The organism is Nocardia sp. NPDC003726, assembly GCF_053586955.1.
Genome location: NZ_JBSFNF010000022.1, coordinates 107,731 through 122,928, shown reverse-complemented (window position 1 = coordinate 122,928; position 15,198 = coordinate 107,731). Strand labels below are relative to the sequence as shown.

General features: G+C 66.5%; 11 protein-coding genes and 4 tRNA genes. 7 read left to right on the top strand and 8 right to left on the bottom strand.

What is annotated here, in order from left to right:
• Positions 1–477: 477 nt before the first annotated feature.
• The 4 genes from ACWDMM_RS25805 to ACWDMM_RS25790 all read right to left on the bottom strand — a co-directional run bounded on the left by ACWDMM_RS25805 (position 478) and on the right by ACWDMM_RS25790 (position 1,545).
• Positions 478–551, bottom strand: a tRNA-Phe gene (locus tag ACWDMM_RS25805).
• A 58-nt stretch (positions 552–609) separates the two neighbouring features.
• A tRNA-Asp gene (locus ACWDMM_RS25800) sits at positions 610–683 on the bottom strand.
• Positions 684–712: 29 nt separating this feature from the next.
• Positions 713–785: transfer RNA gene (locus ACWDMM_RS25795), tRNA-Glu, on the bottom strand.
• A gap of 94 nt (positions 786–879) precedes the next feature.
• A complete protein-coding gene (locus ACWDMM_RS25790; RefSeq protein ID WP_195078206.1) occupies positions 880–1,545 on the bottom strand; it encodes a TetR family transcriptional regulator in 666 nt (221 codons plus the stop codon).
• Between the two features lie 844 nt (positions 1,546–2,389).
• Here ACWDMM_RS25790 and ACWDMM_RS25785 point away from each other — a divergent pair.
• The 7 genes from ACWDMM_RS25785 to ACWDMM_RS25755 all read left to right on the top strand — a co-directional run bounded on the left by ACWDMM_RS25785 (position 2,390) and on the right by ACWDMM_RS25755 (position 11,047).
• Positions 2,390–2,462, top strand: a tRNA-Lys gene (locus ACWDMM_RS25785).
• A gap of 1,086 nt (positions 2,463–3,548) precedes the next feature.
• On the top strand, positions 3,549–4,517 hold the full coding sequence (locus ACWDMM_RS25780; RefSeq protein ID WP_357113011.1) for an acyl-ACP desaturase: 969 nt from the start codon (positions 3,549–3,551) through the stop codon (positions 4,515–4,517).
• A 129-nt stretch (positions 4,518–4,646) separates the two neighbouring features.
• A complete protein-coding gene (gene dusB, locus ACWDMM_RS25775) occupies positions 4,647–5,774 on the top strand; it encodes a tRNA dihydrouridine synthase DusB (RefSeq protein ID WP_323124163.1) in 1,128 nt (375 codons plus the stop codon).
• Between the two features lie 694 nt (positions 5,775–6,468).
• Positions 6,469–8,241 carry an LCP family protein gene (locus tag ACWDMM_RS25770; protein ID WP_449939929.1) on the top strand — a complete coding sequence of 591 codons (1,773 nt, stop codon included), beginning with the start codon at positions 6,469–6,471 and terminating at the stop codon, positions 8,239–8,241.
• A 189-nt stretch (positions 8,242–8,430) separates the two neighbouring features.
• Positions 8,431–9,093 carry a phosphate signaling complex protein PhoU gene (gene phoU, locus ACWDMM_RS25765; RefSeq protein ID WP_067795247.1) on the top strand — a complete coding sequence of 221 codons (663 nt, stop codon included), beginning with the start codon at positions 8,431–8,433 and terminating at the stop codon, positions 9,091–9,093.
• Between the two features lie 119 nt (positions 9,094–9,212).
• Positions 9,213–9,506 (top strand): hypothetical protein, encoded by a 294-nt coding sequence (locus ACWDMM_RS25760; RefSeq protein WP_195078187.1) that lies wholly within the window; start codon positions 9,213–9,215, stop codon positions 9,504–9,506.
• A gap of 26 nt (positions 9,507–9,532) precedes the next feature.
• Entirely contained in the window at positions 9,533–11,047 is a 1,515-nt protein-coding gene (locus ACWDMM_RS25755) for a hypothetical protein (protein WP_195078186.1), read from the top strand.
• A gap of 169 nt (positions 11,048–11,216) precedes the next feature.
• On the opposite strand, the gene pstB is transcribed toward ACWDMM_RS25755, so the two are convergent.
• The 4 genes from pstB to pstS form a co-directional block, all read right to left on the bottom strand.
• Positions 11,217–11,993 (bottom strand): phosphate ABC transporter ATP-binding protein PstB, encoded by a 777-nt coding sequence (gene pstB / locus ACWDMM_RS25750; protein ID WP_195078185.1) that lies wholly within the window; start codon positions 11,991–11,993, stop codon positions 11,217–11,219.
• A 21-nt stretch (positions 11,994–12,014) separates the two neighbouring features.
• Positions 12,015–12,917, bottom strand: a complete 903-nt coding sequence (pstA, locus tag ACWDMM_RS25745) for a phosphate ABC transporter permease PstA (protein WP_067795241.1) — start codon at positions 12,915–12,917, stop codon at positions 12,015–12,017.
• The gene (gene pstC / locus ACWDMM_RS25740) at positions 12,917–13,888 is read right to left on the bottom strand and encodes a phosphate ABC transporter permease subunit PstC (protein WP_195078184.1); all 972 of its coding nucleotides are present in this window, start codon (positions 13,886–13,888) and stop codon (positions 12,917–12,919) included. The genes pstA and pstC overlap by 1 nt, the downstream gene beginning before the upstream one ends.
• Positions 13,889–13,978: 90 nt before the next feature.
• Positions 13,979–15,091 (bottom strand): phosphate ABC transporter substrate-binding protein PstS, encoded by a 1,113-nt coding sequence (pstS, locus tag ACWDMM_RS25735; protein WP_195078183.1) that lies wholly within the window; start codon positions 15,089–15,091, stop codon positions 13,979–13,981.
• Between the last annotated feature and the right edge of the window lie 107 nt (positions 15,092–15,198).

Sequence of the window (15,198 nt, the reverse complement as noted above, 5' to 3'; positions counted from 1 at the left end):
GCCGGCACAACTGAAGACTGAAACCACCAACCCAACCGGCCAGGTGGTCCAGATTGAACTGCCGTCAGATGGTCCGGATTGGCGTTCCGTTGACAACACCCCACTTAAGGCAGGAACAGCGCCAACGACGCCCGCCGAAGGCAGGAACCATGCGGACGACACCGCCTGAGGCAGGACGAGCTCGAACCGCACCGCCCAAGACGCGACAGGCCCGAACGACACCACCCAAGACGCGACAGGCCCGAACGACACCACCCAAGACGCGACAGGCCCGAACGACACCACCCAAATCGCGACAAGCCCGAACGACACACCCAAGCCAGGACAAATCCGAACGACACCCCGAAAACGCAACCAGAGACAACGGGGGTCCGGGGCCGAAGCCCGCCGGGCGGGGTGTGGGGATTGCACCCACAAGAAATGACGAAACGAGCCCCACCCACGCTTTCCGTGGACAGGGCTCGCCTACGAGTGAAGTGGCCAGGGCCGGGATCGAACCGGCGACCTTCCGCTTTTCAGGCGGACGCTCGTACCAACTGAGCTACCTGGCCGCAGGCACCCGAAGTGAATGCCATACGCGAAACGCCGGATATCTCCGGCGCCTCTTTGCGACCCTGACGGGACTCGAACCCGCGACCTCCGCCGTGACAGGGCGGCGCGCTAACCAACTGCGCCACAGGGCCATGCTCTGCTACCAACGATCCGTGGATCGTACCCCCTACGGGATTCGAACCCGCGCTACCGCCTTGAAAGGGCGGCGTCCTAGGCCGCTAGACGAAGGGGGCTCGTCCCGGATTTCTCCGGACCGGCTTTCAACGGCTGTCCGTTGGGAGCTGGGATAGCTTATGACAGACCGGACTCGAATCCCAAACCGGCTGGTCAGAGGCTCAAACCGAGCTCATCCAGGCGCGCTTGGGCACGCCAGCCGTCGCTGCGGAACTTCTCCAGCCATTCCGGGGTGGCCATCGCCTCGATCACGACCTCGAGCGCCTCCTCGAACCGCGACCGCAGATCGACCTGCCCGCCGATCAGGTCCACCATGTACCGCTGGCCGGCCAGCGCGGCGGCGAGCGTGCGGGTGAACCGGTCGGGATCGGCGTCCGCGCGCAGCTGCCCTTGGTCGATGGCACGGACAGTGAGCACCCTGGTGGTGCGGCCCAGGATCCGGTTGCCGCCCGCTTGCACGTCACGGTAGAAGTCCGGTTCGATGATCAGGCGGTACTCGGCCTGCACGATGATGTCGTGCTCGAGTCGCAGCGCGATCTCGTCGACCACCCCGTGCAGGATGTCCAGCGGGCTGAGATCGGTTCGCGCCAGCCAGCGCTCGGCGGACGCGCGATAGCGCTCCACCGCGGTCTCCAGCACCGCGCGTGCCAGATCTTCCTTCGAATCGAAGTGGAAGTACATGGCGCCCTTGGTGGCGCGCGATCCTTCCAATATGCGGTTGAGCGATGCAGCGGCATAGCCGCTCTTCCCGAACTCAACGGCGGCGGACCTGATAATCGCCGCCCGTGTCCGGCGCGCCCGCTCTTGCTGCCGTGCCATGCTCGAAACGCCTCCGAAGCCTTACTCGCCGCCAATCAGCCACCCCCGAAGGAACGGACCCTCGGCGCGAATTCATGAGTTTTATCAATACGTTGAACCCGGTTTTCGACCGATTACAAACTCTCGGTACGAAAACTCCTCAAAAACCTGGAACACACCAGCTGGTATAGTTTCCCTGCCCGGGTGCGCCGCAGGGGGTGCGCATCCGGGCATTTCTTCGTCTCGAACGTGCCTCCTCCTGCGGCATCGAGTTCCGTCGCGCCGTGGCCGGCCGGACCGACCGCGGCACCTTCGGACACAGCAACGACAATCCGAATTCCGCTGCGCCGACCGAGCCGGCGATTCTTTCGGAATTCATCAAGGCGTCACCGTACCCGGAATCCCGATGCGACACGCGGCAAACCGAAGAGTCGAGTAGCCATCCGATTCCGTTTTCTGTTACGGCAAATTTTCGGCAACCCGGCCCGGCCTTCCGAGGGGTGCGTGAATTCGCCAGCGGCCCAAGTTTGTTCACGCGCGCCGACCGGCGGCCCGGACGGCCGACCGCCGCCCACGTTTCGCCCGCCAACCCACTCCACGCGCCCGCACCGGCCAGAGCCGTTCACCCCCTGCAAATCCAAAGACATTGCCAGCCAACATGATTCAATGATATCCAGATCCAGCTAAGATGAACAAAGCTGGGTGCCAAGTGTTTACCGCCCGCACCGCCCGCCGCGTTACCCCCATCCCGGCACCACTCCACCCACCGGGCCGCCCCGCCGACCCCGCCCATCCATCCCGCCCACCGACACGAACTCCCCCGATTGGGGTATCGGCCCCCATCCGCACTACACTGTTCCTCCGCGCCCCTATAGCTCAGTTGGTAGAGCTACGGACTTTTAATCCGCAGGTCGTAGGTTCGAGCCCTACTGGGGGCACCGAGGCCGGGCGTCCGGGTTTACTCCGGGCGCCCGGCCTGTTCAGCGGAGTTCTCCGCCATCATGCCTTGGCTGTACCGATCAGACGCCTACGCCGGACGCGCACTCTCCGGCGTAGCGGCCGCAATTCGCGGAGCGGCGCCCGGTTCGACGATTACTTCCGCGCGATCACGCCCAGCGCAGACGGGGTCATCGCCGATCTCGGCGACGTGAGTAGAAGGACACAACGCGTCGGGCCGCGGTGAAGCGGTAGTGGCCACGACTGGACGGGCGAGGGCATCCGTGCCTTTCTTCGGCGTCACCACGATCCCGCCAGCCTGATGAACACATCCGCGCCCGCCACAGAGGCCGGATCACAGCGGGTGGCGCGCACTCCCCGCCGAGCTCGGGCGGCTCACGCCCAACATGCCTTCCACAGGGCGTATTACTCATCGACAGCCGCACAGAACAGATATGAGCGGCCATGGGTCATCCCCGGTGTGTCCCCCACAACGCCGTCGAGGTCTCTCTCGCCCCCCACTCACACGCCGGAAAGGAGCCGCCGAACTTCTGCCGGTGTCCGATCCGGACGACAAGTCATGTGCGGGGCACTCTCGGCATGGCTTCACTGCCTCGCGACAGCGCCGCGGGCGCGTCGTCGCGACCGACGTCGAAGGCGTCCCCCACCCCGGAGGCCCCCCGCATCGACTGAATCCTGATTCGGTTCGCCGATTGCGTTCCGGTAGCCCTTCCTCGGCGCCAATTCACAGGAACATCGCAGCTGGACTCGCCGCGATTCGCCGACACGCGCAGAACCAGGGCGTTTCGCGTCCATATCCGCCCGCTGGCCGGGATTGTGCGGTCGACCACGGACCGCTAACGCTCGGAGCACCGCGTCGATAGACCCATTGCCGCGGGAACAGCCCATACACTCGTGTGGATCACTGAACGGCGAAGACGTCGTATGAGGTGGATCACCAGGGCATCGATCGTCTAACGGATGCGTTTCGCATCACACCTACGGTGCCGTAAGGTATGGCCGCATCGGCATCGGTCTACCTTGGGATTGACCTGCACGACCGGAAGCACACACTGAAGGGTTCATACATGGCAAGGGATCTGACTCAACTCGAACTGCTGACGGAGTTGGAGCCGGTTGCCGAAGAAAACGTCAACCGGCACCTCTCCATGGCTAAGGAATGGCATCCGCACGACTACGTCCCGTGGGACGAAGGCCGCAATTTCGCGGCACTCGGTGGCGTGGATTGGGATCCGGAGCAGTCCCGGCTCAGCGAGGTCGCGAAGGCGGCCATGATCACGAACCTGCTCACCGAGGACAATCTGCCCTCCTATCACCGCGAGATCGCCGAGAACTTCTCGCAGGACGGCGCCTGGGGCACCTGGGTGGGTCGCTGGACCGCCGAGGAGAACCGCCACGGCATCGTCATGCGGGATTACCTGGTCGTGACCCGCGGCGTCGATCCGGTCGCCCTCGAAGAAGCCCGGATGGTCCACATGACCAACGGCTTCGCATCGCCCGCGGAAGCCGACGCGGGCTTCCTGCATTCCGTCGCGTACGTCACCTTCCAGGAACTCGCCACCCGGGTCAGTCACCGCAACACCGGCAAGGTCTGCGACGACCCGATCGCCGACCGCATGCTGCAGCGCGTCGCCGCCGACGAGAACCTGCACATGATCTTCTACCGCAACATGTGCGGCGCCGCCCTCGACCTGGCCCCCGACCAGGCCATCGAGGCGATCACCCTGATCCTGGAGAACTTCCAGATGCCGGGTGCGGGCATGCCGAACTTCCGCCGCAACGGCGTGTTGATGGCCAAGCACGGCATCTACGATCTGCGTCAGCACCTGGAGGAAGTGGTCCAGCCGGTGCTGAAGAAGTGGAACATCTTCGATCGCACCGACTTCACCGCCCGCGGTGAGGCGGTCCGTGAGCGCCTCGGGCTGTTCCTGGAGAAGCTGAGCAAGGACGTCGTCAAGTTCGAGGAACAGCGCGACCGGATGCTCGCCCGCGAGGCCGCCAAGCGCGACCGCGCGATGGCAGGCAGCTCCGCGTAGGACTTCAGAACCACAACAGGCGCCGCCCTCCTGGAAGACCGAGGGCGGCGCCGCCGTGCGCACACCCGCTCCGGCCGACTCACGTGCGCAAATGAGACACTGGTCGGCGTGACGATGACTACCGAGGCGATGGCCAAGCTGCGGATCGGGCCGTATCCGGTCGATCCGCCGGTCGTGCTCGCGCCGATGGCGGGCATCACCAATCTGGCGTTCCGCAAGTTGTGCCGGGAATTCGGCAGCCCGACCTCCATCTACGTGTGCGAGATGATCACCGCGCGGGCGGTGGTCGAGCGTAACGAGAAGACGCTGCACATGATGTCCTTCGACGCCGACGAGCATCCCCGCTCGATGCAGCTCTACGGCGTGGACCCGGCCACGCTCGGCGAAGCGGTGCGGATCATCGTCGGCGAGGGCTGGGCCGACCACATCGACCTGAACCTCGGCTGCCCCGTGCCCAAGGTCACCCGCCTCGGCGGCGGCGCCGCCCTGCCGTACAAGCGGACGCTGTTCCGGAGCATCGTGCGCGCCATGGTGAGCGCGGCGGAGCCGGCGGGGGTCCCGGTGACGGTGAAGTTCCGCATCGGCATCGATGACGACCATCTCACCTACCTGGACGCGGGCCGCATCGCGGAAGCCGAAGGCGCGCGAGCGGTCGCGTTGCACGCCCGTACGGCCGCGCAGCGCTACTCCGGCGAAGCCGACTGGACCGCGATCGCGCGGCTCAAGGAAGCGGTCACCTCGATCCCGGTGCTCGGCAACGGCGACATCTTCTCCGCCGCCGACGCCGTGCGCATGATGGACGAGACCGGATGCGACGGCGTGGTCGTCGGCCGTGGCTGCCTCGGCAGGCCGTGGCTGTTCGCCGAGCTGCAGGCCGCATTGCGCGGTGAACCGTTGCCAGCGCCGCCCGACCTGGGCCGGGTGGGCACGGTGCTGTACCGGCACGGCGCGCTGCTGTCCGAGCATCTCGGCGAGGAGAAGGCCATGCGCGATCTGCGCAAGCACATGGCCTGGTATCTGATGGGCTTCCCGGTCGGCTCCGATCTGCGTCGCGCGTTCGCCACGGTGGGCAGCCTCGCGGAGTTGGAAGATCTCGTCGGCCGGCTCGACCCGGCCGTTCCCTTCCCGAAGGACGCGGAGGGCCCGCGCGGCAGGCAGGGTTCGCCGGGCAAGGTCGCGCTGCCGCACGGCTGGCTCGACGATCCGGACGATCCCGCGGTCCCGAGCGCGGCGGATGTGATGCACAGCGGAGGGTGACCGGCAACCGCACAGCGAATCCCAAGCGCAACACCACTGTGACCTCTTCGATTTCGCACTGGGGTGGCTCGCCGTGGCGGAATCGTTATCATTGCGGAATCGGTGCCGCCGGTCGCGTGTGACCTGAGCGGGAAAGCAGGACGAAAAGCGAGGTTCGTTGGTGGGTGACGATCGGCACGGGCGTTCGCCACGGCCCGGAGGTCGCGCCCCGTGGGAGCGGTATCCCGCGGCGGACTCCCCCGACCGGGACGCCGCGCATTCGTCTCGCCGTTCCCGCCATACCGACGCCGTTCCCGACCAGAGTTCCGCGCCCCTGACGGTGCAGGACCTCGTCCAGCGGGTCGACAACGAACGCACCGGCCGTCGCGGCCGTCGCGCGGAGCCGACTCCGCCGGACTCGGCCGCCGCGCCGAGCCGAGGCCGCCGCACGGAACCCGACCCGGCCGCCGCCAACGGCCGTGGGCGGCGCGCCGAACCCACGCCACCGGTTCCCGGACCCCCGGCGAACCGAGGCCGACGCCCTGAGCCACTACCGCCGCAGGCCGGCCCTCCATCGGCACGAATCAACCGCGCGGAGGCTCGACAGGAAGCTCCGCGCAGGCCCGCCGACCCGGCCGCCGCCAATGGCCGCGGCGCCGCGGCCGGCCCCCGGCGCGCGCCGGACTCGCCGCCGCGCCAGACGGGTAGCTCCCCGGTGGTCCAGGACATCACCGGCGCCACACCGGCCGCCCGCGCGACGAGCCGACGCCCCGCCGAGCGCCAGGCGCCCGACGCGCCGGATGCGCCGGTGGCGCGTCCGGAGCCGGAGCAGGCCGAAGAGGTCACCGACGTAATCGCTCCCGTCGATGAACCGACGCGCGCACTACGCAAGGGCGTTGGCTGGCCTACCAAGGACGGCAAGAGCACCAAGCCGAAGCCTGTCGGCACCGCCCAGACCCGCCTGCAGGCCTCCCGGGAGCGCCGCAACAAGCGGCTACGGGCCACGGGACGAACCGGACTCGCTTTGAGCGCCGCGCTCGCGCTGCTGGTCACCGGCGGCGGCTGGAGCTACTTGCGCTCGACCACGGACAGTTTCACCCAGGTCTCCTCCCTCGACGAGAACTCAGAGGACATCGTCGACTCCAATGCCCAGCTCGGCGACGAGAACTACCTGCTGGTCGGCACCGACACCCGCGCAGGGGCCAACGGCCAGCTCGGCGCCGGCACGTTGGACGACGCCGAAGGCGCCCGCGCGGACACCACCATGCTGGTCCACATCCCGAAGGACCGGAGCCGCGTCGTCGTGGTCTCCTTCCCGCGCGACCTGGACGTGACCAGGCCGCAGTGCAACGGGTGGGACAACGAAAAAGGCAAATACACCGACGAGAAGTACCCGTCCGCCATAGGCGACAAGCTCAACGCCGTCTACAACCTCGGCGGCCCGATGTGCCTCGTCTCCACGATTCAGCGCCTCACCGGCGCGTCGATCAACCACTTCATCGGCATCGACTTCGCCGGTTTCGAGTCCATGGTCAACACCATCGACGGCGTCGAGGTGTGCGCGTCCAAGCCGCTCGTCGACGACGTGCTCGGCACCATCCTCGAGCACCCGGGCAAGCAGCGCATCGACGGCCAGACCGCGTTGAACTACGTGCGTGCCAGGCACGTCTACGGCGAGGAGCGCAGCGACTACGACCGCATCAACCGGCAGCAGCGCTTCCTCGCTTCGCTGCTGCGCAGCACCCTGTCCAGCAGGGTGCTGTTCAATCCGGGCAAGCTGAACAGCTTCATCAGTGCGCTTCAAGATCACACCTGGGTCACCAAGGTCGAAACAACCGACCTGCTGATGCTCGGACGTTCGCTGCAGAAGATCGATGCCGGCGCGGTCACCTTCATCACCGTCCCGACCGCTGGCACCAACTCCTACGGCAACGAGATTCCCCGGGAATCCGACATCAAGGCGATCTTCAAGGCGATCCGCGACGATCAGCCTCTGCCAGGCGAGAAGCCGACCGTTCAGGCGAACGCACCCGCTCCGGCACCGGCCGCTCCGGCACCGGCCAAGTACAAGGCGGTGGATCCTTCGGCTGTCTCGCTGCTGGTGTCCAACGGGTCCAAGATCGAAGGCCTGGCGCGTACGGCCGCCACCAAGCTCGGGAACCAGGGCTTCACGATCTACAACACCGGCAATTACGCCAACGGCACCTCCCCGACGACGAAGATCCGCTACGCCGCGGGGCTGGAAGCCGAGGCCGCCACCGTGGCCTCCGCGATTCCCGGCGCGACCATCGAGGCCGCCGACGATCTCGGCGGCATCGTGGAGGTCGTCATCGGAGCGGACGCGGCGACCGGCGTCACCGTCAAGGCGCCGACGCCGGTGGGTGACGACATCACCAACGTCGCGACGAGCACCGCGACGGATTCGACGCCCGCCGTACTGCCGTCGGACTTGGAACACGTCAACGCCGCCGAGGACATCTGCAAATAGCCTCCCGCGCCCACAGCACGTGGAGCTGCGACGCAGATCACAAACCGTCGTGATGTCGTCGTTTCGACGACGGCGGTTGCGGATCGCGATCATTGACGCATCAACGGCAACCTCCGCGCTAATGATGCACACCGGTCATTCACTCCCTGTTCGTGACTTGGTCAGCGGGGCGAACTAGTCTCAGGTTCCATGCGTGTCATCTACAACGAGCAAATGGCCGAGCTCGCGCACCTGCTGGGCGAGATGGCGGGCCTGGCGGGCTCGGCCATGGAGCGGGCTACCCAGGCTCTGCTCCAGGCGGACCTCGCGTTGGCGGAGCAGGTGATCAGCGAGTCCGACCGGATCGCCGAACTGATCCAGGACGCCGAGGAGAAGGCCTTCGCTCTGCTCGCGCTGCAGGCGCCGGTCGCCGGCGATTTGCGGCAAGTGGTGAGCACGATCCAGATCGTCGCCGACGTGAACCGGATGGGGGCGCTCGCGCTGCACGTGGCCAAGGTCGCGCGCAGGCGTCATCCGAACCACGCCCTGCCCGAGTCCGTCAACGGCTATTTCGCCGAGATGGGCCGCATCGCGGTGAACATGGGAGCCGGTGCGCGAGAGGTGCTGGAAACCCGTGATCCGGAGCGCGCGGCGCAGCTGAACGAGGATGACGAGGCGATGGACGATCTGCACCGCCACCTCTTCACACTGCTCATGGACCGGGACTGGAAATACGGCGTCGCGGCCGCCGTCGATGTCACGCTGCTCGGCCGCTACTACGAACGCTTCGCCGATCACGCGGTCGAGATCGGCCGCCGCGTGATCTTCTTGGTCACCGGCGTGCTCCCGCCGGACCCCGATGCGGAGGGGTAAGCGAAGAACTTGCTGCGCTTGACGTTTCGTGGGCGACGAATGATAGATTCAGCCGCACGGGGCGGGAGTGCTCTGGAATAGCGTTACGCCGGAGGGGATCCGGTATGAAGGGGGGCGTTATGAACGTCGATCCAGCGGAGCTGCGCGCGTTGGCCGCGTCGATGGACAAGATCGGCGGTGATATCGGCGCTTTGACCGTGCGTGCCACCACCGATGCGCTCGGCGGTGTCCTGCCCGGTTCGGCGCTGAGCGAAGTGTGTTCCACCGCGGGTTCCCATGTCGAAGACGCTTGGCGGCGAATGGCCATGCGCTGCAAGCGCGTTTCGAACATCGCGAAGGGCGGCGCCGCGAACTACGAGGTATCCGACCAAGAGTTTCGTGCCGGTCTCGACGCGATGGGCGCGCAGCTGTGAGGACTACGACGCCAACCCTCACGCAGGTGCGGTCGGAATGGCAGCCGTGGAAATTGAGCGAAGCCGGGACGGAAATACGCACGCGCAATGGTGAATTCGTCGCACTGATCGATCAGACGGTGACGCAGATCCGGGCAGCGGGCGCGCACTGGAGCGGTGATGCCTATTACGCCGCGTACGACCGGATCGCCGGCGACCGCGACACGGCGAACAAGGTGGCGTTGGATACCGAGGCACTCGCGCAGACCTTGATCGACAGCGGCACCAGCCTCGCCGGATTCCGCCAAGCATTGCTGGACAAGGTCGACGAGGCCGTCGCGGCCGGATTCACCGTCTCGGAGGACTGGCAGGTCGCTGCCGGGCCGGGCGCCTCCGACGAGGACGGCGAGTCGCAGTACACCTACCAGACCGCCATCACCACCGCCTTGAACGAACTGCTCGGCACCCAAACAGACCTCGCCGCGAAGATCGAGCAGGCCGGCGGCGACGTCCGCACCCGGTCCGATCAGCTCGGCGACGGCGACCCGCTCGACAGCGACAAGTCCGGCGACGGGGACGACCCGGCCCTCGCGGTGTACGGCAAACAGTCCGACGCCTCGACCACCGAGCAGGATCCTGCCGCGGGCACACCGGTGAACACCAGTCAGAAGTCCGACGGGACGACAACGGCGGGCACGCCGCAAGCGAGTCCGATCGCCGCCCAGCAATCCACCGATCAGACCGGCGCCGAGAATTCGACCAAGCAGGACAGCGGCGAGTCCGGCGACGGCAAAGATAAGAGCGAAACGGGCGAGGACAAGAAAACCGAAGACACCGGGGACGGCAAAGACAAAGGCGCCGGGTCCGAGGACAAGTCCACTTCCAGCGGCCCGGCCAGCGACCCGAATTCGTGGAAGCCTTCGGACGTGACGAGCTTGATCACCTCGGTCAGCCAGATCACCGGCAATGTGCCCACGCTGATCGAATCCATCGGCAAACTCGACGATGATCTCGACGACATCATCAAAGCCGGTGGGGAGGCAGGAAAGGGGCTGATCGAGGCCGCCGGTACCACCGCGGAGAAATTCGCGAACGCCGCCGACACGATCGCCGGGACGCACCAGTCCGACGGCACGCCCACGGAATCGCCGTCCTCGGGTGACCCTGCCGGAACCGGGACGCCGAAGCAAGATTCGGCGGCCACCGATCCGAATGCGAAAACCGACGATCCGAACGCGAAATCCACCGATTCGAAGACCGACAACCCGGCGGGCACCGACAACAAGACCGACAACAGCAAGACCGATAAACCGCATTCGTCGCAGCAAGCGGAAACCAAGCAGGACCAACCGGCGTCCGTCCGGCAGGCGAGCTACTCCGATACCGGCTCCGGCAGTCCGAGCGCTGCGCCCGCGCCCACGTCCAGTTCTCCGTCGACCGCTCCGGCGAGCACCGGCCTGCTGGGAGGGATGTCGGCGGCGAACAGGCAATCGGACTCGGAACATACCCGCCGAGTGCAGGCCACCCCGACGCCGCTCTTCGAGACCTCGCCCGAGGAATAGCCGACGAGCTATCCGGCCGAATACGAAGGCCCTGGGCAGCAGCCAGGGCCTTCGTTTCCCGCATGCGGCTGCTGCGACAGGTCTTCGGACCGTAGCCACCGACAATGGCGAAATCGTTGGACTGTTGAGTTATGCGCCGACAGCCTGCACAGCCGCTCGGCAACCGGAATCAGCCGAAGCGACCGGAGATGTAGTCCTCCGTGGCCTTCTGCGACGGGTTGGAGAAGATCTTCTCGGTGTCGTCGATCTCGATCAGCTTGCCCGGCTTGCCCTGGGCCTCCAGGTTGAAGAAACCGGTCTGGTCACTCACGCGCGCGGCCTGCTGCATGTTGTGGGTGACGATGACAATGGTGAATTCCTTCTTCAGTTCGGTGATCAGATCCTCGATCGCCAGGGTGGAGATCGGGTCGAGTGCCGAACAGGGCTCGTCCATCAGCAGCACGTCGGGCGACACGGCGATGGCGCGCGCGATGCACAGTCGCTGCTGCTGACCGCCGGAGAGGCCGCCGCCCGGCTTGTCCAGACGGTCCTTCACCTCGTTCCACAGGTTGGCTCCGCGCAGCGAGCGCTCGGCGACCTCGTCCAGTTCCTTCTTGCTGCGCACGCCCTGCAGCTTCAGGCCCGCGACGACGTTGTCCTTGATGGACATGGTGGGGAACGGATTGGGCCGCTGGAAGACCATGCCGATCGTGCGGCGCACGCCGACCGGGTCGACCTGGGTGCCGTAGATGTCCTCGCCGTCCAGCAGCACCGCGCCCTCGACCCTGGCGTTCGGGGTTACCTCGTGCATGCGGTTGAGCGAACGCAGCACGGTGGACTTGCCACAGCCGGAGGGACCGATGAAGGCGGTCACACTGCGCGGCAGCACGGTCAGCGAGACATCGGACACGGCGTGGAACTTGCCGTAGTAGATGTTCAGATCTTTGACGTCGATCCGCTTGGCCATTTTCGGTAATCCGTTCCGCTTCTATCGGTTCCGGGTGAGCAGGCGGTTGAGGACCGCAGCCGCCAGGTACAGGAGGGCGATGATGATGATGAGGGTCAAAGCCGCGCCCCACACCCGCTCGCGCCCGGCAGCTTCGGGGTTGGCCAGCTCCTGGTAGATCAACAGCGGCAGCGACGCCATATTGCCGTCGAAGATGTTCATGTTGATCGACTTGCTGTAGCCGACCAGCACCAGCACGGGGGCGGTCTCGCCCATCACCCTGGCGATGGCCAGCAGGATGCCGCTGATCATGCCGGGCAGCGCGGTGGGCACCACGATCCGCACGATGGTCTTCCACTTCGGGATGCCCAGTGCGTAGGACGCCTCGCGCAGTTCGTCCGGCACCAGTTTGAGCATTTCCTCGGTGCTGCGGACGACGACGGGCAACATCAGCAGCACCAGCGCCAGCGACACCGCGAGCGAACTCTGCGGGAAGCCGAGCGTCGCGATCCACAGCGCGAAGATGAACAGCGCCGCGACGATCGACGGCACGCCTGCCAGGATGTCGACCATGAAGGTCGTGACCTTGGCCAGCAGGCCGCGGCCGTACTCGACCAGATACACCGCGGCCATGATGCCGAGCGGCACGGCGATCACGGTGGCGACCAGCGACTGCACGATGGTGCCGTAGATGGCGTGATAGACGCCGCCCGCCACCTGATTGGGCAGCACGCCCTTCAGCGAGTTCTGCCACCAGTCCGCCCGGAGCACGGCGCTGAACCCCTTGCTGATCACCATGATCAGCACCCAGGCCAGCGGCACCAGCGCGATCGCGAACGCCAGCCACACCAAGCCGGTCGCGATGTTGTTGCGCACCCGGCGCGACAGGCTCACATCCCGGAAGGTGGGCGGCTTGATCGGCCGGTCCAGAGTCGATGAGGTCATCACCCGTTCACCCTTCCGCCCGCGGCCAGCCGAGCGAGCGCGTTCACGACGAAGGTCAGCGCGAACAGCACGAAGCCTGCCGCGATGTACGCGCCGGTCGGCAGCGGGGCGCTGAACTCCGCTGCGGCCGAGGCGATTTTGGAAGCGAAGGTGTAGCCGCCGTCGAACACCGACCAGTGCCCGGGCTGCGCGGCCGTCTTCAGCACGATCAGCACGGCGATCGTCTCACCGAGGGCGCGGCCGAGGCCGAGCATGGCGCCCGCGATCATGCCGCTGCGCCCGTAGGGCAGCACCGTCATCCGCACGACTTCCCATTTCGTCGCGCCGAGCGCCTGTGCCGCCTCGATGTGCGCGCGGGGGGTGAGGTTGAACACCTCACGGCTGACCGAGGTGATGATCGGCAGGATCATCACCGCGAGCACGACGCCCGCGGTGAAGATCGTGCCGCCGCTGGCCAGCGGGATGTTGCCGTCGTCGAACAGGAACAGCCAGCCCAGGTTGTCGTTCAAGAAGGTCTGGATCGGCTCCAGTTGCGGAGCGAGCACCAGGATTCCCCACAGACCGAACACGATCGATGGCACCGCCGCGAGCAGATCGACGACCACCGAGAACGGCCGCGCGAGCGTCTTCGGCGCGTAGTGCGTCAGAAACAGCGCGATGCCGATGCCGATCGGAACGGCGAGCACCAAGGCGAAGATCGAACTCAGCACCGTGACCATGAACAGATCCCGGATGCCGAACCGTAGGTGGTTGGCGTCCGAGGTGTTGAACTCGGTACTGGTGAAGAAGTTCGCCTCGTTCGCCAGCACCGACGGCACCGCCCGGATGAGCAGGAACAGCGCGATCAACGCGATGGAGGCGACGATGATCGCACCGGCCGTCGTCGCCAGCGAGCGGAAGATGATCTCCGCTCGCGGGCTGTGCGGGCGACCGCTCTTCGCGGCCGGTTCGGTGCTCGGCTTGCTCGGCATGAGCGCAGTATCTCCGCCTGCTCGCCGGCCGGTCGACTCGGATCGGTCAGCGGCGGCGACTTCGTCGTGCACGGTCATGTGGGGCTGCTATCAGGAGATGGCGTTGATGGCGGTGGTCAGCTTGGTCTTGAACTGCTCCGGGATCGGGATGTACCCGGCCTCGTCCAAGCCCTGCTGGCCGTTGGTGACCGCCGAGGTGAGGAAGGCCTTGACCGCCTTCGACGTGTCGGCGTCGGAGTACTTCGAGCACACGATCTCGTAGGTCGGCATCACGATCGGGTACGCGCCCGCCACCGACGGCTTGTAGAACGAGGAGGTGTCGATGACCAGGTCGTTGCCCTGGCCGGAGATCTTCGCGGACTCGATCGCCTTGCCCGCCGAGGCGACGCTCAGCGTCACCGGGTCCTTGCTCGCCGAGGTGATGACGCGCGCGATCGACAGGTTCTGCGCCTTCGCGAACGACCACTCGTTGTAGGTGATCGAGTTCTTGGTGCTCTTCACCGCGGCCGAGGTGCCCTCGTTGCCCTTCGAGCCAGCGCCGACGCCGCCGTTGAAGGCCTTGCCTGCGCCCTTGCCCCAGGCGCCGTCGGAGGCGGAGTCCAGGTAGAGCTGGAAGTTGTCCGTGGTGCCCGACTCGTCGCTGCGGAAGATCACGGCGATCGGCTCGGACGGCAGCTTGGCGTTCGGGTTCAGCGCCTTGATCTCGGGCGCGTCCCAGGTGGTCAGGGTGCCGTTGAAGATCTTGGCGGCGGTCGGGCCGTCCAGCGCGAGATCGGTCACGCCGTCGATGTTGTAAGTGATGGCGACCGGGCCGAAGACGGTCGGCAGGTTCCACGCGGGCGAGGCGCAGCGGTCGGCGGCCTTCTTCGGCTCGTCCTTCTTCGCGCTCAGGGGGGAGTCCGAGCCGCCGAAATCGGTCTGGCCACCGAGGAATTCGCTCACACCGGCGCCGGAGCCGCTCGAGGTGTAGTTGAGCGTCGAGCCGTCGCAGTTCTTCTCGTACGCGGCGATGAAGCGCTCCATCGCGTTCTTCTGCGCCGAAGAACCGCTGGCCTTGAGGGCCTTCTTCCCGCCGCACGCGACGTCGACCTTGGCCACGTTGCCGGTGTCCGTCGCGGTGTTGTCGTCGCTGCCACAGGCGGCCAGCGTCATGGCGCCGACGGCCAGCACACCGACGAGGGCGCTGCTGCGCTTGAGATTCACTATTCCTCCGGAATGGCGTCCTACTCGTCCGGTCCCTCACCGGCCCGGACGGGTGTCGTGGTGCTGTTCGCGGGGAACTTGCGCACCAGGCAGCAGTGTGCTGCCCT

What these genes read in the sequence shown, in the direction of transcription:
- ACWDMM_RS25790 (WP_195078206.1), bottom strand. Translation starts at nt 1,545, where the DNA reads ATGGCACGGCAGCAAGAGCGGGCGCGCCGGACACGGGCGGCGATTATC.
- ACWDMM_RS25780 (WP_357113011.1), top strand. Translation starts at nt 3,549, where the DNA reads ATGGCAAGGGATCTGACTCAACTCGAACTGCTGACGGAGTTGGAGCCG.
- dusB (WP_323124163.1), top strand. Translation starts at nt 4,647, where the DNA reads ATGGCCAAGCTGCGGATCGGGCCGTATCCGGTCGATCCGCCGGTCGTG.
- phoU (WP_067795247.1), top strand. Translation starts at nt 8,431, where the DNA reads ATGCGTGTCATCTACAACGAGCAAATGGCCGAGCTCGCGCACCTGCTG.
- ACWDMM_RS25760 (WP_195078187.1), top strand. Translation starts at nt 9,213, where the DNA reads ATGAACGTCGATCCAGCGGAGCTGCGCGCGTTGGCCGCGTCGATGGAC.
- pstB (WP_195078185.1), bottom strand. Translation starts at nt 11,993, where the DNA reads ATGGCCAAGCGGATCGACGTCAAAGATCTGAACATCTACTACGGCAAG.
- pstA (WP_067795241.1), bottom strand. Translation starts at nt 12,917, where the DNA reads ATGACCTCATCGACTCTGGACCGGCCGATCAAGCCGCCCACCTTCCGG.
- pstC (WP_195078184.1), bottom strand. Translation starts at nt 13,888, where the DNA reads ATGCCGAGCAAGCCGAGCACCGAACCGGCCGCGAAGAGCGGTCGCCCG.